Origin of the sequence: Amycolatopsis sp., from assembly GCF_036008905.1 — a bacterium.
GTDB lineage: Bacteria > Actinomycetota > Actinomycetes > Mycobacteriales > Pseudonocardiaceae > Amycolatopsis.
This window is the reverse complement of sequence record NZ_DASYMU010000014.1, coordinates 51132-68114: the sequence shown is the minus strand read 5'-3', so window position 1 is coordinate 68114 and position 16983 is coordinate 51132. Positions and strand designations below refer to the sequence as shown.

At 67.5% G+C, this 16983-nt stretch carries 20 protein-coding genes and 2 tRNA genes; 10 read left to right on the top strand and 12 right to left on the bottom strand.

The genetic code is table 11. The features are described 5' to 3' along the window. Positions 1-262: 262 nt before the first annotated feature. A tRNA-Pro gene (locus tag VGP60_RS02675) sits at positions 263-339 on the bottom strand. Positions 340-420: 81 nt separating this feature from the next. Here VGP60_RS02675 and VGP60_RS02670 point away from each other — a divergent pair. Continuing rightward, positions 421-491, top strand: a tRNA-Gly gene (locus tag VGP60_RS02670). 19 nt (positions 492-510) lie between these two features. Here the strand turns inward: VGP60_RS02670 and VGP60_RS02665 are convergent. Genes VGP60_RS02665 through VGP60_RS02650 form a run of 4 tightly spaced genes read right to left on the bottom strand, consistent with a single transcriptional unit; the run spans position 511 to position 2841 of the window. Further along, positions 511-993 (bottom strand): nuclear transport factor 2 family protein, encoded by a 483-nt coding sequence (locus VGP60_RS02665; RefSeq protein WP_327546203.1) that lies wholly within the window; start codon positions 991-993, stop codon positions 511-513. Positions 994-1003: 10 nt separating this feature from the next. Then, on the bottom strand, positions 1004-1873 hold the full coding sequence (locus tag VGP60_RS02660) for a TIGR03619 family F420-dependent LLM class oxidoreductase (RefSeq protein ID WP_327546202.1): 870 nt from the start codon (positions 1871-1873) through the stop codon (positions 1004-1006). A 21-nt stretch (positions 1874-1894) separates the two neighbouring features. Then, on the bottom strand, positions 1895-2200 hold the full coding sequence (locus VGP60_RS02655) for a transcriptional regulator (protein WP_327546201.1): 306 nt from the start codon (positions 2198-2200) through the stop codon (positions 1895-1897). Beyond that, complete coding sequence (locus tag VGP60_RS02650) at positions 2197-2841, bottom strand: hypothetical protein (protein ID WP_327546200.1); 645 nt, start codon at positions 2839-2841, stop codon at positions 2197-2199. The genes VGP60_RS02655 and VGP60_RS02650 overlap by 4 nt, the downstream gene beginning before the upstream one ends. Before the next feature lie 138 nt (positions 2842-2979). Here VGP60_RS02650 and VGP60_RS02645 point away from each other — a divergent pair, with 138 nt between their 5' ends. Further along, a complete protein-coding gene (locus VGP60_RS02645) occupies positions 2980-3795 on the top strand; it encodes a class I SAM-dependent methyltransferase (protein WP_327546199.1) in 816 nt (271 codons plus the stop codon). Positions 3796-3872: 77 nt separating this feature from the next. Further along, the gene (locus tag VGP60_RS02640; RefSeq protein ID WP_327546198.1) at positions 3873-4664 is read left to right on the top strand and encodes a hypothetical protein; all 792 of its coding nucleotides are present in this window, start codon (positions 3873-3875) and stop codon (positions 4662-4664) included. A gap of 3 nt (positions 4665-4667) precedes the next feature. Here VGP60_RS02640 and VGP60_RS02635 read toward each other — a convergent pair whose 3' ends face one another. Genes VGP60_RS02635 through VGP60_RS02625 form a run of 3 tightly spaced genes read right to left on the bottom strand, consistent with a single transcriptional unit; the run spans position 4668 to position 6283 of the window. Further along, entirely contained in the window at positions 4668-5477 is an 810-nt protein-coding gene (locus tag VGP60_RS02635; protein WP_327546197.1) for an Fpg/Nei family DNA glycosylase, read from the bottom strand. Then, a complete protein-coding gene (locus tag VGP60_RS02630; protein WP_327546196.1) occupies positions 5477-5803 on the bottom strand; it encodes a hypothetical protein in 327 nt (108 codons plus the stop codon). Before VGP60_RS02630 ends, VGP60_RS02635 begins: the two co-directional genes overlap by 1 nt. Positions 5804-5812: 9 nt before the next feature. After that, positions 5813-6283 carry a ribose-5-phosphate isomerase gene (locus VGP60_RS02625; RefSeq protein ID WP_327546195.1) on the bottom strand — a complete coding sequence of 157 codons (471 nt, stop codon included), beginning with the start codon at positions 6281-6283 and terminating at the stop codon, positions 5813-5815. Positions 6284-6330: 47 nt separating this feature from the next. On the opposite strand from VGP60_RS02625, the gene VGP60_RS02620 reads away from it, so the two are divergent. Genes VGP60_RS02620 through VGP60_RS02610 form a run of 3 tightly spaced genes read left to right on the top strand, consistent with a single transcriptional unit; the run spans position 6331 to position 9557 of the window. Then, entirely contained in the window at positions 6331-7083 is a 753-nt protein-coding gene (locus VGP60_RS02620; protein ID WP_327546194.1) for a 2-phosphosulfolactate phosphatase, read from the top strand. Further along, entirely contained in the window at positions 7080-7889 is an 810-nt protein-coding gene (locus VGP60_RS02615; protein ID WP_327546193.1) for an MBL fold metallo-hydrolase, read from the top strand. The genes VGP60_RS02620 and VGP60_RS02615 overlap by 4 nt, the downstream gene beginning before the upstream one ends. 48 nt (positions 7890-7937) lie before the next feature. Next, on the top strand, positions 7938-9557 hold the full coding sequence (locus tag VGP60_RS02610; RefSeq protein WP_327546192.1) for a peptide chain release factor 3: 1620 nt from the start codon (positions 7938-7940) through the stop codon (positions 9555-9557). 72 nt (positions 9558-9629) lie between these two features. Here VGP60_RS02610 and VGP60_RS02605 read toward each other — a convergent pair whose 3' ends face one another. Beyond that, complete coding sequence (locus VGP60_RS02605; protein ID WP_327546191.1) at positions 9630-10250, bottom strand: DsbA family protein; 621 nt, start codon at positions 10248-10250, stop codon at positions 9630-9632. A gap of 167 nt (positions 10251-10417) precedes the next feature. Here VGP60_RS02605 and pepN point away from each other — a divergent pair, with 167 nt between their 5' ends. Then, on the top strand, positions 10418-12988 hold the full coding sequence (gene pepN / locus VGP60_RS02600) for an aminopeptidase N (protein ID WP_327546190.1): 2571 nt from the start codon (positions 10418-10420) through the stop codon (positions 12986-12988). Between the two features lie 137 nt (positions 12989-13125). Here pepN and VGP60_RS02595 read toward each other — a convergent pair whose 3' ends face one another. Together VGP60_RS02595 and VGP60_RS02590 are read right to left on the bottom strand one after the other, a co-directional pair. Further along, entirely contained in the window at positions 13126-13632 is a 507-nt protein-coding gene (locus VGP60_RS02595) for a DUF5130 family protein (protein WP_414640277.1), read from the bottom strand. After that, a complete protein-coding gene (locus tag VGP60_RS02590) occupies positions 13619-13882 on the bottom strand; it encodes a hypothetical protein (protein ID WP_327546189.1) in 264 nt (87 codons plus the stop codon). Before VGP60_RS02590 ends, VGP60_RS02595 begins: the two co-directional genes overlap by 14 nt. Before the next feature lie 565 nt (positions 13883-14447). Here VGP60_RS02590 and VGP60_RS02585 point away from each other — a divergent pair. After that, positions 14448-14639 (top strand): hypothetical protein, encoded by a 192-nt coding sequence (locus tag VGP60_RS02585; RefSeq protein WP_327546188.1) that lies wholly within the window; start codon positions 14448-14450, stop codon positions 14637-14639. Between the two features lie 103 nt (positions 14640-14742). Here VGP60_RS02585 and VGP60_RS02580 read toward each other — a convergent pair whose 3' ends face one another. Continuing rightward, positions 14743-15243 (bottom strand): HNH endonuclease, encoded by a 501-nt coding sequence (locus VGP60_RS02580; RefSeq protein ID WP_327546187.1) that lies wholly within the window; start codon positions 15241-15243, stop codon positions 14743-14745. A 330-nt stretch (positions 15244-15573) separates the two neighbouring features. On the opposite strand from VGP60_RS02580, the gene VGP60_RS02575 reads away from it, so the two are divergent. Continuing rightward, positions 15574-16554 carry a mechanosensitive ion channel family protein gene (locus VGP60_RS02575; RefSeq protein WP_327546186.1) on the top strand — a complete coding sequence of 327 codons (981 nt, stop codon included), beginning with the start codon at positions 15574-15576 and terminating at the stop codon, positions 16552-16554. A gap of 23 nt (positions 16555-16577) precedes the next feature. Next, positions 16578-16979 (top strand): globin, encoded by a 402-nt coding sequence (locus tag VGP60_RS02570; protein ID WP_414640276.1) that lies wholly within the window; start codon positions 16578-16580, stop codon positions 16977-16979. The last annotated feature ends 4 nt before the right edge of the window (positions 16980-16983 follow it).

Here is a 16983-nt window from a genome sequence, read left to right as displayed (position 1 = left end):
CCAGAAGCGGCTGCACTGGCCACACCTGGCACCCACACCCGAGTCGCCACGGAGCGTGGCATGCCAGTCATCCAGGGTAATGATGATCTTGAGTCGAGCTTAAGTCAGTGGCATTGCTGTCGACAGATGGCGGTAGTTGCGCACGCGGGGTATCACGTCATGCCGACATCTCGCAAAGCGGATGGCCGCTGAGCGTCCCGACAAGGCGGACCGGCGCGAGCTGGACATGAATGTGGGCCTGACCCGCAGGTCAGGCCCACATTGGTCGGGATGACAGGATTTGAACCTGCGACCCTTCGCTCCCAAAGCGAATGCGCTACCAAGCTGCGCCACATCCCGATCCCCGCCCTCGGGGGGCGGTGCGTCAACAGCCTAGCGGTAGCCGCTAAGCTAGCTGAGCACCCGGTCCTCCGGGAGCACGCGGGTGTAGCTCAATGGTAGAGCCCTAGTCTTCCAAACTAGCTACGCGGGTTCGATTCCCGTCACCCGCTCAGCGCAAAAAACTGCAGGTCAGACGGCGGTTCCGGACTCCGGGGCCGCCGTTTCTGTATCCGCGACGACCCGCGCGGTCGCCATAGCGCGCTCCGGTTCCCAGTGGGCGCGCATCGAGCGGATCAGCCCGTCCTCCCCCACGCGGTAGATGAACACGCCGTCGGTGTCGACGCGGTAGTTGCCGGGCAGGAACGTGGTGATCGTGCCGATGTTCGCGACCTCGGCGCCGTTCGCGAACGAGTCGCGGATGACGAACTCGAACCGCAGCACGTGGGCGATGGTGGCGTCCCAGAACGCCGAGATGCCCTCGTGGCCATGGTGGCCCTTGCCTTCGGCGTCGAACATCGACGGGCCGACGGGGTCTTCGACGACGGCGTCGGGCGCGAAGAGCGCCAGCCATTCGTCCTTCTCGCCGCGGGAGACCGCGGTCATCGAGCACAACGCGGCCACCCGCGCGGCAGGCTGGTCGGCGGCGGTGTCCCAGCAGACTTCGACGTCCATGTCCGGCTCCTTAGATCTTCGAGATGATTTCGTCGCCGAACTTCTTGATCGCGTCCTTCTTCGGCCCCACTTCGGCGTCGAAGCCGATGCCGTCGAAGACCCACGGCATGGTCAGGATGTCGGTGACGCCGATGTCGCCCTGCTGCCGGTAGCCGTCGAGGCCGAACCGGTCGATGCATACGGCCTGGTACTCGAACGGGTCGTCGCCACGGCCCGCGTCGGCCAACATGCCCCGCAGCTTCGCGATGGTGTCGCGAAGGTCGTCGAACTTCATCATCGCCGACGTCCAGCCGTCGGCGACGCGGACCGCGCGCCGCAGGGCGACGTCGGTGTGGCCGCCGATGTAGATCGGCACGCGCTTGGCCGGCGTGGGGCTCATCCTGAGCTTGTCGAAGTCGAAGAACTTGCCGTGGTACTCGACCATGCCGCCGCCGAGGATCAGCCGCAGCACGTCGATCGCCTCGTCCACCCGCTTGCCGCGGTTCTCGTACGGCACCCCGCACCACTCGAACTCCTCGGGCGACCAGCCGACGCCGAGGCCCAGTCCGAACCGGCCGCCGGTCAGCGCCGCGACCGAGCCGACCTGCCGGGCGAGCAGCACCGGGTTACGCGAGCCGAGCTTGAGCACCGAGGTGTAGAACTCGATGTCGGTGGTCACCGCGCCCATCGCGGCGGCGGCGATCAGCGGGTCGACCCACGGGGTTTCCTCGGTCCAGAACCGGCTGCCGTCGGGGGTGTACGGGTAGTCCGCGGACACCGTTTCCGAGTAGAAGAGCGAATCGGGCAGCGCGATCGAGGTGAAGCCGTACTCCTCGGCGGTGCGCGCCAGGTCGGCGAGCTGGTCGAGCGGGTTCATCGCGACGGAGAGGGAGAACTTCATACCGCGGAACTATAACGTGTTCTAGTTTGATGCGTCCAGTAGAGCACGCAACGCTTTGCGGTACTCCCCGAAGGCGAGACGCCCCTTGCCGGTGAGCGACACATACGTCACCGGAGTGCGCCGCTCATGGGTCTTGACGATCTCAACGTACCCCGCTTCTTCCAGTTTTCGCAGATGCGTCGACAGGTTCCCGGCGGTCATGTCGAGCACCTCGCGCACCCGGGGAAAGGAAACCGAGTCCCCGTCGGGCAACGCGGCGAGCGCGACCATGACCCGGAGCCGGGCCTGGACGTGGATCACCGGGTCCAGCTCCGTCTCCAAGCTCATGCGGCGACTCGCAGCCCACGCCGCGCGAACACGGCCCGCATGCCGAACCCGACCAGGCCGCCGAAAGCGATCGCCAACGCCTGGTAGTCGACCCCCACGAGCACACAGGCGATACCGACCAGCAGTAGCCAGATGCCGAGCACGTACTGCCCGATGTCCCGGAACATCGCGCCGCCCGCCATCGAGAGCGCGCCCGCGAGCAACATCATCGACCCGATCCAGAGCGACGGAACGGCGTCGTCGGGCAATCCGCGCCCCATGATCGACAGGTTGATCGCGACAAGCGCGGCATAGCTGACTGTCCACGTCCAGCCGTACAACGCGCCGCTGACCATGCTCGGTCCGCGCCGCCCGCGGCCACTACGAACCCCGAGAACCGTAGAGACCACCACGCCGGCCAAGATCGCCACACCCATGATCACCGCGGCGACGCCGTACGAGTACCACGACCCCGGCCAGCCGTTCCCCGCGACGTGAAACGCGGCGAAAGCCACGAACCACAGCACCGCCCACATCGCGTTGAGCGTCACCACGAAACCCGAGAAGTCGCGGTCCATCTCGGCTTGCTGCCGGTCGATGAGATCCAGGGATTCCTTGGCGGACAAGGGAATCTCTGAGCCTTCAGTGTCGTCGGTTGTCATCTCCACCGCTCCCCCTTCGAGTTTGCGCCGCAAACCTCCCCTAGTTTGTACCGCAAACCAGTCTGCGCCACAAGCCTCACGATCGCTTCGAGCGGAATCCGTTGCCTACCGGGGACTTTTCCCACCAAGCTCTGAGGCATGGCACCTGTGCAGACCTTCGCCGGCGAAGTGGCCGACAACTACGCGAAGCACCGACGCGGCTACCGACCGGGCCTGATCGACTACCTGGCTTCGACCTTCGGCCTGGGTCCCCACTCACGCGTGCTCGACCTGGGCTGTGGCACCGGCCAGCTCACGATCCCGCTCGCCGCGAAAGCGGGCGCGGTCATCGGCATGGATCCGTCGCCCGACATGCTCGCGCTGGCCGGAACCGAAGCAGCCAACGTGACCTGGGTACTCGGCTCCGACCAACAGGTGTCCTCTTTGGACTCGTTGCTGGGCAAGGAAGGCCTGGATGTGGTGACGATCGGTCAAGCCCTGCACTGGATGGACGCCGCCCAGTTGTTCGCCGCGCTGATGCCGTTGCTGCGTCCCGGCGGCGGGATCGCGGTGATCTCCAACGGAACCCCGGTCTGGATCCAGGAAACGGCCTGGGCACGAGCACTCGCCGACGTGTCGCGGAAGTGGTTCACCAACTTGAGCTTCCCGACCTGTGGCTGCAGCCCCAGCGATCGCGCCCGCTACCGGATTCTGCTCGGCGAAGCGGGTTTCACCGTCGAGGAGCACGCGATCGACTACACCGAGGAATTCACCGTGGACGAAGTCATCGGGTCCTTCTACTCCGCCGCTCCCCTCGAACGGCTGAACCCGGACCAACGCGCCGGATTCGACGCCGACCTCCGCTCGGCGCTGCTCGCCGCCCAGCCCGACGGCCGTTTCGTCGAAGATGTCCCCGTCCGGACCCTCGTCGCGCACCGGACACAGCAGGTCACCGGCAGTGCCCCGCGTCACTAGGACAGCACTGGCCGGGAACATGCGGCGGTCGGTCCTCGTTGTCCGGTTCAAGACACCGAACAATCCGGGAGTGACTCATGGGCACCGCGATCACGCTGATCGTGCTCCTCGTCCTAGTCGTCGGAGGGGCGCTGTACTTCATCAAGTCGTCGGCCGCTGCCAAGCAACGGAAACTCGACGACGCGAAGGCGGACGCGCGGCGCCTGCTGGAGCGGCTCGGCGGTCAGGTTCTGAACCTGGCCGGGTCCAACATCGCGGCCCAGCAGGCCATGGCCGACGCCTCCGAGCGGTACAACGCCGCCGGCTCCCAAATGGAGCAGGCGCAGTCCATCGAGCAGGCCAGGCTGGTCAAGGACACCGCGGTCGAGGGCCTGTACTACGTGCGGGCCGCAAGGATCGCGATGGACATGGATCCGGGCCCCGACCTGCCGCGCGACGTCGAGCGCGAACGGGCGGGCGAGGTCACCGAGCACCGTCGCGTGGATGTCGACGGCCAGGTGTACGAGGCCTCTCCCGAGCCGGGCGAGCACACCCCGCACTACTACCCCGGCGGCCGCGTGGCCGGGCGTCCGGTTCCGCAGGGCTGGTACAGCGAGCCGTGGTGGAAGCCAGCACTGGTCGCGGGCGCGTGGGGCCTCGGTTCCATGTTCCTGTTCAGCGCGATGTTCTCCGGTATGTCCGGGATCGCCAGCGCTTCGGCCTGGGAATCCGGTTACGACGCCGGCCAGCAGGACGCCATCGACTCCGGTGACGCGGGCGGCGACGCCGGTGGAGACATGGGCGGCGACGGTGGCGGCGACATGGGCGGATTCGATGGTGGTGGATTCGACAGCGGCGGTTTCGACGGCGGTGGCGGGTTCGACTTCTAAGAACTAAACGGGCTGGCAGGTCGGGCACCAATACAGGTTCCGGCCTGCCAGTTCTTTGTGTTCGACCGGCGTTCCGCAGACCAGGCACGGCAGACCGGTGCGGCGATAGACGTAGACCTCGCCGCCGTGCCTGTCGACGCGAGGCGCCCGGCCGGTCGCCTCGGGCAGGTGTTCCGGCGCGACGGTGTCGATCCGCCCGATCCGGACACCGATGCGCATCAGCATGACCAGGTCTTCCCAGACGTCCTTCCACAGCGCCGAATCCAGCGCCTTCCCGGGCAGCGTCGGCGCGATCCCGTGCCGGAAGAGGACCTCCGCGCGGTACACGTTGCCAACGCCTGCGATGACGGCCTGGTCCATCAGCAGCACGGCCAGCGACGTCTTCGAGCGCGAAATACGCTCCCACGCGAGGTCGGGCTTGGCGTCCCGGCGCAGCGGATCCGGGCCGAGCCGCGCCTTGATGGCGTCGACCTGGTCCTCGTCGAGCAGCTCACAGCGCGTGGGGCCGCGCAGATCGGTCCACTGTGTACGGCCGACCATCCGCATCCGGACCTGCCCGACCGGCGCGGCCGGCGGCCCGGCCGTCTCACTGAAGGTGCCGTACAGCCCGAGGTGGACGTGCACTGTCCCATGTGGACCGTAGTGGTGGAACAGGTGTTTCCCGTACGCTTCGGCGCTCACGAGCACCTGACCATCCACACGGGACGCCTCGTCGGCGAACCGTCCCTGCGGGCTGGTGACCTCCACGGGAGAGCCGCCGTACTGACGTTTGTGCATCCGGGCGAGCCGGTGGAGCGTGTGTCCTTCGGGCATCAGGTCATCACCGCCCCGGCAGCCGCCGTCGCGCCGAGCAAACCGGCGAGACACACCACGGCCACAAGGAAACCCACACCCACCGCACCGACCGCGGAGCGATCGCGGCGACGCGCGATACCCGCCGCGACACCGACGGCGATCACCACCGCGGCCGCGCAGAAGAAGATCGACGCCAGCCCGCAGCCGATGAACGTCCGGCTGTCACAGGCCGCGAGCCAGATCGTCCGATCCGCCTGCACCTTGAACAGCACGATCGCGCCGACCATCGTGACCACGACCGCGACCAGCGGGGTGAGCAGCCAAACGCGAGAAGACCGTTCCATGCGCCCTGGTTACGCGGGCAGCGGCGGCGGCGTGCCGGTGCGCTCGTACTCGAGCAACTGGTCGATACGGCGCTGATGCCGCTCTTCCGGCGATGGCTCGGTCGCGAGGAACGTCTCGACGATCTCGACGGCTTCTTCGACGGTGTGCATCCGCGCACCGATCCCGAGCAGCTGCGCGTGGTTGTGCTCACGGGCGAGCTGCGCGATCTCCGGCTTCCAGGCGAGCGCCGCCCGGGCGCCAGGCACCTTGTTCGCCGCGATCTGCTCACCGTTGCCCGACCCGCCGATGACCAGCCCGAGACTGCCTTCGTCGGCCACCACGCGACGCGCGGTCTCGACGCAGAACGCCGGATAGTCGTCCGCCGCGTCATAGACGTACGGACCGATGTCTGTCACCTCGTGGCCCTGCTTCTCGAGGTGGCTCACCAGGTGGTTCTTGAGCTCGAAGCCCGCATGGTCGGATCCCAAATAGACGCGCACAGGCACGAAGTCTGCCATCCGGACATCGGCCCGGCATGCTCTGGGGGGTGGAGATCTGGGGACAACACGGAAGTGACGTCAGGCTCGAGTGGGGCGCCGAAGGGATAGAAGCACTCAGCGAAGACTGCGCTGTGCTGGTGATCGTCGACGTGCTGTCGTTCAGCACGACGACCGATCTCGTCGTCGGCCGAGGTGGGCGCGTACTGCCGCTCGCCTGGCGTGACGAGCGGGCCGCCGCCGCGGCGGCCGAAGCCGGAGCGGTGCCGGCCGGGACAGTGCCGGCAAAAGAAGGCGAATGGACGTTGCGGCCGTCCTCGGTCGTGACCTTCCCCGCCGGGAAGCTGCTCGCGCTGCCGTCCCCGAACGGCGCGACGCTCTGCGCGGCGGCGGCGAAAACCCCGGTTCACGTGCTCGTGGGCTGCCTGCGCAACGCGTCTGCGATCGCGGAAAAGGCACACGAGCTGGGGGATGGCAGGCCCGTCGGGGTAATTCCCGGCGGCGAGCGCTGGGGCGTGAACCTGCTGGGCGGCAAGACTTTCGGCCCGCTGCGGCCCTGTGTCGAAGACCACCTCGGCGCGGGCGCGATCGTGGCCGCGCTCCTGCGTCACGGCCGCTCGGCGTCCGCGGAGGCGAAGCTCGCGGCGACGGCTTACCGGGGCACCGATATCGGCGTCGCTCTGCTGGAGTGCACGTCCGGGCGCGAGCTGACAGTGGGGGGCCATGGCGGTGACGTAGCGCTCGCTGCTGAAATTGACGTGAGCGCGCACGCACCGACGTTGGACAAAGGGGTTCTCCAGTGACTAAACGGTGGATCAAGCTCGCCGAGGGCGTGTTCTCCCGGCGCTACGAAGAGCTGGACCTGACCGTCGGCCTGGTCATCGGCGAGACGTCCTGCCTGGTGGTCGACACCCGCGGCGACGTCGAGCAGGGCGCGGAACTGGCCGAGGCCGTCCGCGAGATCACCGACAAGCCGTGGTCGGTCGTCTACACCCACGCGCATTTCGACCACTGCTACGGCACCGCCGCGTTCCTGCCCTGCGACGTCTGGGCGCACGAGGACTGCCATGCCGAACTCACCGAGCACGGCGCCGCTTCCCGGGAACGCCGCGCGGAGTGGTACCGCGAGCGGGGCAAACCGGAGATCGCCGACGCGCTCGACCGCACCGAGATCCACCTGCCGGACAAGCTGTTCGCCTCGCTGGCCGAGCTCGACCTCGGCGGCCGGAAGGTGGTCCTCCTCCATCCGGGCAAGGCGCACACCGGTCACGACGTGCTGGTCCACGTGCCGGACGCGAGCATCGTGTTCGCCGGGGACGTGATCGAAAACGCCCCGAGCGGCTTCAGCGCGGATTCCTTCGGCGTCGACAACGACCTGGCCCACTGGCCGGCCGCGCTCGACGCGATCCTCGCTCTCAACGCCGACACCGTGGTCCCCGGGCATGGCAACGCGGTCGGCCGCGAATTCGTCGGTGACCAGCGGCAGAAGCTGGCCGAGCTGGTCGAAATCCACATCGCGGTGAAGGCGCAAGAGCTCTCCGAAGCCGAAGCTTTGGCCCGCTCGCCGTACCCCGAGGATGTGACGCTCGCCGCTCTCAAAGCTCCGTAGGCGTGCGCCTGCGAGCGCGAGAGCAGGAAGAAGTACGTTTAAGGGACCATGACTGCAGACAGCACCCTGGGCGTGGCGACGTCCGAAGTGATCCGCGAAGCCTCCCGCCGACGCACTTTCGCCGTGATCAGCCACCCCGACGCCGGGAAGTCCACCCTGACAGAGGCGCTGGCGCTGCACGCCAGGGCGATCTCGTCGGCGGGCGCGGTGCACGGCAAGGCGAACCGCCAGGGCGTGGTGTCCGACTGGATGGAGATGGAGCAGGCCCGAGGGATCTCCATCACCTCGGCGGCGCTGCAGTTCTCCTACGGCGACGCGGTGATCAACCTCGTCGACACCCCCGGTCACGCGGACTTCTCGGAGGACACCTATCGCGTGCTCTCCGCCGTCGACTCCGCGGTGATGCTCCTCGACGCGGCCAAGGGCCTGGAGCCACAGACGCTGAAGCTGTTCGACGTCTGCCGGTATCGCGGCATCCCGGTGATCACCTTCATCAACAAGTGGGACCGCCCGGGCCGTGACGCACTCGAGCTCTGTGAGGAGCTGCAGAACCGGATCGGGCTGCAGCCGATGCCGCTGACCTGGCCGGTCGGTGACGCCGGGCACTTCCGCGGCGTGCTGGACCGCGAGGACGGCAACTTCGTCCGCTTCCAGCGCACCGCCGGTGGCGCGACGGCCGCCCCCGAGATCCGCTTCACGCCCGAGCAGGCCGAACAAGAAGAGGGCGAGGACTGGGTCCGCGCCTACGAGGAGTCCGAGCTGCTGGCCGAGTCCGGCGGCGAGTTCGACCTCGAGAAGTACCACAACGCGACGGCGACGCCGGTCCTCTTCGGCGCGGCCGTGACGAACTTCGGCGTCCGGCACCTGCTCGACCTGCTCACCAAGCTGGCGCCGCAGCCCGAGCCACGGCTCGACGCGGAGGAGAAGCCACGTCCGCTCGAAGCGCCGTTCTCGGCCTTCGTGTTCAAGGTGCAGACGGGCATGGACGCGGCGCACCGTGATCAGGTCGCGTTCGCGCGGGTCTGCTCCGGGACGTTCGAGCGCGGCATGGTGGTCACCAACGCGACCACCAACAAGCCGTTCGCGACCAAGTACGCGCAGCAGGTCTTCGGCCAGCAACGGTCCACTGTGGACACCGCATACCCCGGCGACGTCGTCGGGCTGATCAACGCCTCGGCGCTGCGCGTCGGCGACACGCTCTACGACGGCAAGCCGACAGTGAAGTTCCCCGGCCTGCCGAGCTTCGCGCCGTCGCACTTCACCGTCGCGTGGCCGAAGGACCTCAGCCGGGTCAAGCATTTCCGTAAGGGCATCGAGCAGCTCGGCGCGGAAGGTGTCGTGCAGCTGCTGCGCTCGGACCGCCGCGGTGACGGGGTGCCCGTGCTCGCCGCTGTCGGCCCGATGCAGTTCGAGGTCGCCGCGCACCGGCTCGCCGTGGAGTTCAAGTCGGCCGCGCGACTGGAACCGTTGCCGTACAGCACAGTCCGGCGGCTCGTCGACCCGGCTCAGCGGTCCATTGTGGACGGTGGACGGCAGAGCGAGGTACTCATCCGCGACGACGGCGCCGTGCTCGCGCTCTTCGCCAACGACATGGCCATGCGCGTCATGATGCGGATGAACGAAGGCCTTCTGCTGGAGCCCCTGGTCGCCGAGGGCTCCTCCATGTGACCCAAGATGCTATGAACGGACCGTTCCTGGCGTTTTTCGCCAGGAACGGTCCGTTCATAGCGCCTTACCGCGTCACTCGAAGTTGAGGTCACCCGATCGGGTGCGCTTCAGTTCGTAGAAGTCCGGGTAGCTCGCGAGCAACCGGGCGCCGTCGAACACCTTCAGCGCGTCCTCGCCCTTCGGGATGGAGCTCAGCACCGGGCCGAAGAACGCGACGCCGTCGATGTGCAGGGTCGGCGTGCCGACATCCATGCCGACCGGGTCCATGCCTTCGTGGTGGCTCTTCAGGAGCGCCTCGTCGTACTCCGTCGACGTCGCGGCCTCAGCCAGCTCGGCCGGCGCGCCGACGGCCTCCAGTGCCTCCTTGATCACCACGTCGAAGTCCTTGTTGCCCTGGTTGTGCCAGCGGGTGCCGTACTCGGTGTAGAAGTCGCGCAGCACCGCCTCGCCCTTGAGCTGCGCGAGCGCGATGGCGACACGGACGGGACCCCAGCCCTTCTCCAGAAGCTCTTTGTACTCCTCGGGCAGCCCTTCACGGCCACTGTTGAGCACGGACAGGCTCATCACCCGGAAGTTCAGGTCAAGGTCACGCTGCTTCTCGACCTCGAGAATCCATCGCGAGGTGATCCAGGCGAACGGACAAACCGGGTCAAAATAGAAATCGACCTTCACGGTGTCTGAAGCGGTGGTCATCGAACACTCCCTGCTGGCTGAAGACGCGACAAACTTCGGGGGCGCACCCCGATTGGAGCAACAGCCACGAGATCGCGCTTGTTCCCCGTCGTCAGCCGATACCGCAGCATGATTGGATGCAAAGATTAGTTACAACCGACAACCGATACCAGTAACCAGAGGTGCCCGTGCCCGCCCCGAACCTGACCCGCGACCAAGCCAAGCAGCGCGCCGCTCTGCTGGACGTCGAGTCCTACGAAATCGAGCTCGATCTGACAGACGGTCGCGGTGGTCCCGGCGCGAAGACCTTCGAGTCGACCACCAAGGTCCGTTTCTCGAGCAAGACCGCCGGTGAGCGGACGTGGATCGACATCGTGGCGGAAGCGGTCCGCTCGGCCGACCTCAACGGCACCGCCGTGGACGTCTCGGCGTACGTCGAGGACAAGGGCATCGAACTGCCCGCGCTGGCCGAGGCCAACGAACTCGTCGTGCACGCGGACTGCCGCTACATGAACACCGGTGAGGGTCTGCACCGCTTCATCGACCCGGTCGACGAAAGCGTGTACCTGTACACCCAGTTCGAAACCGCCGACGCCAAGCGGATGTTCGCCTGTTTCGACCAGCCGGACCTGAAGTCGGTGTACCGCCTCGCGGTGACCGCGCCGAAGGACTGGAAGATCATCTCCAACGCACAGGTGGAGTCCGCGGAGGAAACCCCTGAGGGCGCTGTCCGCACGGTGTTCAAGGAGTCCGAGCGGATCTCGACCTACCTCGTCGCGCTGATCGCCGGTCCGTACTCGGAATGGCACGACGAGTTCAGCGACGAGCACCGCACGATCCCGCTGGGCATCTACTGCCGCTCCTCGCTCGCCGAGCACATGGACGCCGAGCGCCTGTTCACCGAAACCAAGCAGGGATTCGGTTTCTACCACCAGAAGTTCGGCACGCCGTACCCGTTCTCGAAGTACGACCAGCTGTTCGTGCCGGAGTTCAACGCGGGCGCGATGGAGAACGCCGGCGCCGTCACCTTCCTGGAGGACTACGTCTTCCGGAGCCGCGTCACCCGCTACTCGTACGAGCGCCGCGCCGAGACGCTGCTCCACGAGATGGCGCACATGTGGTTCGGCGACCTCGTCACCATGCGCTGGTGGGACGACCTCTGGCTGAACGAGTCGTTCGCGACCTTCGCCAGTGTGCTCGCGCAGGCCGAGGCGACCGAGTACAAGAACGCGTGGACCAGCTTCGCGAACATCGAGAAGTCTTGGGCGTACCGGCAGGATCAGCTCCCGTCGACGCACCCGATCGCCGCGGACATCGTGGACCTGCACGCGGTCGAGGTGAACTTCGACGGCATCACGTACGCCAAGGGCGCCAGTGTCCTGAAGCAGCTCGTCGCCTACGTCGGCCTCGATCACTTCCTCGACGGCCTGAAGGTGTACTTCGGCAAGCACGCCTGGGGCAACGCGACGCTGGCGGACCTGCTGTCGGCGCTGGAAGAGGCGTCCGGCCGCGACCTGTCGTGGTGGAGCGCGCAGTGGCTGGAGACGACCGGCCTCAACTCGCTCAGCCCGCGCTACCAGCTCGACGACGCCGGCAAGTTCACCTCGTTCGCCGTCGTGCAGAGCGGCGCGAAGCCGGGCGCCGGTGAGCTGCGCACGCACCGCGTCGCTGTCGGCGTCTACGACGACGACAGCGACGGCAAGCTCGTCCGCACGCAGCGGATCGAGCTGGACGTCTCCGGCGAGCGCACCGAGGTCCCCGAGCTCGTCGGCGTCTCGGCGGGCAAGCTCGTGCTCGTCAACGACGACGACCTGACGTACTGCACGATGCGGCTCGACCCGGCGTCGCTCACGACGCTCATCGACCGGATCGGCGACATCACCGACTCGCTGCCCCGGACGCTGTGCTGGTCCGCGGCGTGGGAGATGACGCGGGAAGCCGAGCTCAAAGCCCGCGACTTCGTCACACTGGTCGCGCGGGGAATCCACGCGGAGACCGAGGTCGGCGTCGTCCAGCGGCTGCTGCTGCAGGCACAGACGGCACTGAACTCGTACGCCGAGCAGGAGTGGGCCAAGACCCAGGGCTGGCCGGCGTTCAGCGCCCGCCTGCTGGAGCTGGCCCGCGGTGCCGAGGCCGGTTCCGACCACCAGCTGTCGTTCGTCAACTCGCTCGCGGGTTCGGTGCTCGACGACGAGACGGCCGCGGTCGTCAAGGGCTGGTTCGACGGTTCGGCCCCGCTCGAGGGCCTGACGGTCGACACCGACCTGCGCTGGCGGCTGCTGCACTCGCTGGTCGCGCACGGCAAGGCCGGGGAAACCGAGATCGACGCCGAGCTCAAGCGGGACAACACCGCGGCCGGCCGTCGTCACGCCGAGCGTTCGCACGCCCTGCGTCCGACGGCCGAGGCCAAGGCCGACGCTTGGCAGCGCGCGGTGTACGACGACGAGCTGCCCAACGCGGTGAGCGACGCGCTCATCTCCGGGTTCTCCCACCCGGGTCAGAAGGCGCTGCTCGGCGACTACGTGACCAAGTACTTCGAGGTCATCGACGAGGTCTGGCAGAGGCGTTCCAGCGAGCGCGCCCAGCCGACCATCGTGGGGCTGTTCCCGTCGTGGGCCGTCGAGCCGGCCACCGTCGAAGCGGCCGACGCCTGGCTGAGCGGCGGGGAACCGGCCGCGCTCCTGCGACTCGTCTCCGAAGGCCGTGCGGGCATCCTCCGGGCCCTGGCGGCAAGGGAGTTCGACTCACACAAATCCTGACGCCCGAAGGCCGCCATCTGTCGACAGATGGCGGCCTCTCGCGCGCAAGACTTCACGGCACAAAAACCACCATGGCCACCTTGGTCGCGTTGAACGCGACCAAGGTGGCCATGGTGGCACTTCAGGGAGTGCGGGAATCAGTGTTTGGGGGCCGGGCCCGCCTGGTCGGAGAGCATCCGCAGCGCGTTCACCAGGCCCCCGACGAGGTCGCCTTCCTTGAAGGACGCGACCATGCTCGCCACGGCCAGCTTGGCACCGCGATCGGGCAGCCGCTCGAAGGCCTGCGCACCGGTGACGATCTCGATGCGCCGCTCCCCCGGGGAAACCGCGACCAGGACGGCGTTGGTCGCGCCTTCACCGATCGACTCGTGCAGCTTCTCCGCGGTCGCCCGGCTGTCCTCGCCGAGTTCACCGAGGTACACGCTGTAGTCGAGGCCGGTTTCCCGGCTCGCCAGCGTCAGCGCCTCGTCGAGCCTGGCAAGCTGAACCGCCCCAAAGGGGCCATTCGGCCTATCAGGTTCGTACATCTTGGCTACCGAGCGCCGACCGGAGGCCGTAACGGCGACTCCGTATTCGGACTCGTTCTCGCGCAGGGCCACGTCGGTCGACGACGTCGTGCCGTGCGTGGTGTCACCAGTTGCCACTAGCGCCTCCTCGGGCAGAGGTACCGGACGGCGCGGCGCTGTCCGCGCCGGTGTGCCCGCTCGTAACAACATGGCCGGCGCCGACTCCATCAGGATTGGCGCTCCACCACATCGGCGGGTGCTCCCACGGCTGTCCCGACCGGTACCTAGGCGTACCAGCGAATTTCGACCTCAGCGTGGACAGACCGACCGCGCCGTAAATGGCCAAAGGGATCACCGCGAAGACCAGAATCGTCTCGACAAGGTTCACGGCGGCAGCGTATCCGATCGCCGTTCGGCCCACCCGCCGACCTCGGCCCCATGGCGGGGTGATTCCTACTCCGTTCGTGCCAACCACTCGGCCTGTCGGATCAGTGTCCATTCGCCGCGCGAAACCCGCCGTCCGCCGCTTGCCGCGCTGAGACTCCCACTTTGGGCCGAAGCCGATGGCGCGAAAGGTTGCAACTCAACGTACGGGCGGCCGCACCCGACGAGATTGCCTTGTCTGTCCGGTGAAATCCTCGTAGCTTTTTCACCTGTACGGGCCTTGCGCCCAGCGCCCCTTCCCCAAAAGTAACGCACCGGTCTCAGGAGGACACGCCATGCAGAGCTTCCAAGCACCCACTCAGGCGAACACCGAACACGTTGCGTCACTTAGCGAGGCCCCGATCGAGCCCGGCACCCGTGTGACGGCGGGCACACGGGTTACTCGGGGAACACGGGTTACTCGCGGTACACGTGTCACCGCCGGAACCCGGGTCACCCGAGGTACACGCGTGACGAATGGGACGCGCGTCACAAGGGGAACACGGGTTACCCGTGGCACCCGCGTCACGATGGGCACGCGCGTCACCCGGGGTACACGGGTCACCGCGGGCACCCGCGTCACCATGGGAACCCGAGTCACCATGGGCACGAGGGTCACGATGGGCACGCGCGTCACCAGGGGCACCCGAGTCACGATGGGGACCAGGGTCACGATGGGCACCCGTGTCACCTGCCAGAGCGCGTACGAACTCGCCGCCTGACACTCGACAGCACCGTAAGAACAGTCCTGAACCACCGCGTTAACCGGAAGCTCCATCGGCCCGCCCCGGCCGTCGACCGGCCGGGGCGCCGAAAAAACAGCCCTCAAGCGGCTGGCACGCCCAGATACGGCTGCCATAGCGGGTCGGCCTCGATCGAATGCGCCAGAAGCCGCCAATGCGGCCCGTGTGGCGCGCGCGGCACCACCCGCAGCCGCCAGCCCAGCTCCGAGAGCAGATGATCGGCCTTGCGATGATTGCACTTCGCGCAACAGGCCACGCAGTTCTGCCACGTGTGAGGTCCGCCACGGCTTCGCGGCTGGACATGGTCGATGGTCTCGGCCCGCCCTCCGCAGTAGGCGCACCTGAACCGGTCCCGATGCATCAGCCCGGCCCGCGTGAGCGGCACCTGGGCGCGATACGGGACCCGGACGTAACTACTGAGCCGGATCACCGAAGGCACCGGTAGCGAGACCGTCGCCGCATGCAGCGTCAGGCCCGCCGGATCGCCGTGGACGACCACGGCCTTACCACACATGACGAGCACCACAGCGCGCCTCAAAGGCAGGGCCGTCAGTGGCTCGAATGTGGCGTTGAGCAGCAGCACCCTTCGCCGCCCCCAGGAGGGTGCGGCTCCGGTCGCCGGGTCCCGCCCTCTACGCTGTCCGGGCGGGCGGGTTACACCCCCTGGCCGCGATCCGGGCCCACTCGAATGGGCACACAGAACGACCTCCGACGACTGCCCGACCACGGCTTGGCCGGGGACGCCGAGGGGGATGGGTTGTCGGTCTGGCACTCGACCACCTCCACCAATACATCCATAGTCGACCATAGATCTGCCCCAAAGCGCACGTGTGTTGGAAGACGTGTCACATGAAGGTCACTTAACGCCGCCCGAACCCACCCGAAACCGATACGCAGAGGAAGGCTTCACCCCGTGATTCCGCAGCTCACCGAACCGCCTGCCTGTATCAAGGACGCGGGCTCGTGGTGCGCGCAGATCTTCAGCTGGACCGGCAGCGAGTGGCTCGCCGGATCGGCGGCGTGGCTGATCGAAAAGCCCGTCCAGATCCTGCTGATCCTGCTGGTCGCGTTCATCATGCGGTACCTCGCGAAGCGCGTCATCGACCGGCTCACGACGATCCCCCGCGGCAACGGCGGCAAGATCCCGGCGCTGCTGCGGCCCCTGCGGGACCGCGCCCCGGACGTGCTCGGCAACGCCGTCGTGGAGCGGCGCCGCCAGCGCGCCACCACGATCGGGTCCGTGCTGAAGTCGATGAGCACGTTCCTCATCTACGGACTCGCCTTCGTGCTGATCCTCGGCGAACTGGGACTCAACCTCGGGCCGATCATCGCCTCGGCGGGGGTGGTCGGGGTCGCGATCGGTTTCGGCGCGCAGAACCTGGTGCGGGACTTCCTGTCCGGGATCTTCATGATGCTCGAAGACCAGTACGGCGTCGGCGACGTCGTGGACCTCGGCGGCGCCACGGGAACGGTCGAAGCCGTCGGCCTCCGGATCACGACTTTGCGTGACGTCAAGGGCACCGTCTGGTACATGCGCAACGGTGAAGTGCTGCGCGTCGGAAACTCGAGCCAGGGCTTCGCGGTCGCCGTCATCGACTTCCCGCTGAGCTACAGCGCCGACGTCGACAGGGCCACCGCACTGCTCGCGGAAGCCGCTTCGGCTGCCGCCGAGAGCGAGGAACTGGCCGGCCTCATGCTGGAGCCGCCGGAGGTCCTCGGCGTGGAAAGCGTTACGCCGGAAGGCATCCAGCTGCGGTTGACGGCGAAGGTGCGGCCGGGCAAGCAGTGGACGGTGCAGCGCGCGCTGCGCGCCAAGATCATGACAGCGCTCGAAGAAGCGGGCTTCGAACCCCCGATGGGCCGGTACCTTTCGACGCCGCCCGCCGGGAAGTAGCCCCGAGGGGGCAAAATGGAGATGTGTCAGACGTGAGCGGACCCGAAGAGCCACAGAGCTTCTACGACGCCGTCGGCGGCGAACCGACGTTCCGCAAGATCGTCGCGCGCTTCTACGTGGAAGTGGCCGGAGACGAAATCCTCCGGCCGCTCTACCCGGAGGCGGACCTCGGCCCGGCCGAGGAGCGGTTCCGGCTGTTCCTCATGCAGTACTGGGGCGGTCCGCACACCTACTCCGACCAGCGCGGGCACCCGCGGCTGCGAATGCGGCACGCGCCGTTCAAGGTCGGCCCGATCGAGCGGGACGCGTGGCTTCGGGCGATGGAGATCGCCATCGACGAGGTCGGTGTGGCCGAGCCGCACCGGCAGCAACTGTGGAACTACCTCGAGATGGCCGCACACAGCATGATGAACAGTTTTGAGTGAGGCC

What these genes read in the sequence shown, in the direction of transcription:
- VGP60_RS02610 (WP_327546192.1), top strand. Translation starts at nt 7,938, where the DNA reads ATGACTGCAGACAGCACCCTGGGCGTGGCGACGTCCGAAGTGATCCGC.
- VGP60_RS02605 (WP_327546191.1), bottom strand. Translation starts at nt 10,250, where the DNA reads ATGACCACCGCTTCAGACACCGTGAAGGTCGATTTCTATTTTGACCCG.
- VGP60_RS02650 (WP_327546200.1), bottom strand. Translation starts at nt 2,841, where the DNA reads ATGACAACCGACGACACTGAAGGCTCAGAGATTCCCTTGTCCGCCAAG.
- VGP60_RS02665 (WP_327546203.1), bottom strand. Translation starts at nt 993, where the DNA reads ATGGACGTCGAAGTCTGCTGGGACACCGCCGCCGACCAGCCTGCCGCG.
- VGP60_RS02630 (WP_327546196.1), bottom strand. Translation starts at nt 5,803, where the DNA reads ATGGAACGGTCTTCTCGCGTTTGGCTGCTCACCCCGCTGGTCGCGGTC.
- VGP60_RS02660 (WP_327546202.1), bottom strand. Translation starts at nt 1,873, where the DNA reads ATGAAGTTCTCCCTCTCCGTCGCGATGAACCCGCTCGACCAGCTCGCC.
- VGP60_RS02585 (WP_327546188.1), top strand. Translation starts at nt 14,448, where the DNA reads ATGGGCACGCGCGTCACCCGGGGTACACGGGTCACCGCGGGCACCCGC.
- VGP60_RS02635 (WP_327546197.1), bottom strand. Translation starts at nt 5,477, where the DNA reads ATGCCCGAAGGACACACGCTCCACCGGCTCGCCCGGATGCACAAACGT.
- VGP60_RS02655 (WP_327546201.1), bottom strand. Translation starts at nt 2,200, where the DNA reads ATGAGCTTGGAGACGGAGCTGGACCCGGTGATCCACGTCCAGGCCCGG.
- VGP60_RS02640 (WP_327546198.1), top strand. Translation starts at nt 3,873, where the DNA reads ATGGGCACCGCGATCACGCTGATCGTGCTCCTCGTCCTAGTCGTCGGA.
- VGP60_RS02645 (WP_327546199.1), top strand. Translation starts at nt 2,980, where the DNA reads ATGGCACCTGTGCAGACCTTCGCCGGCGAAGTGGCCGACAACTACGCG.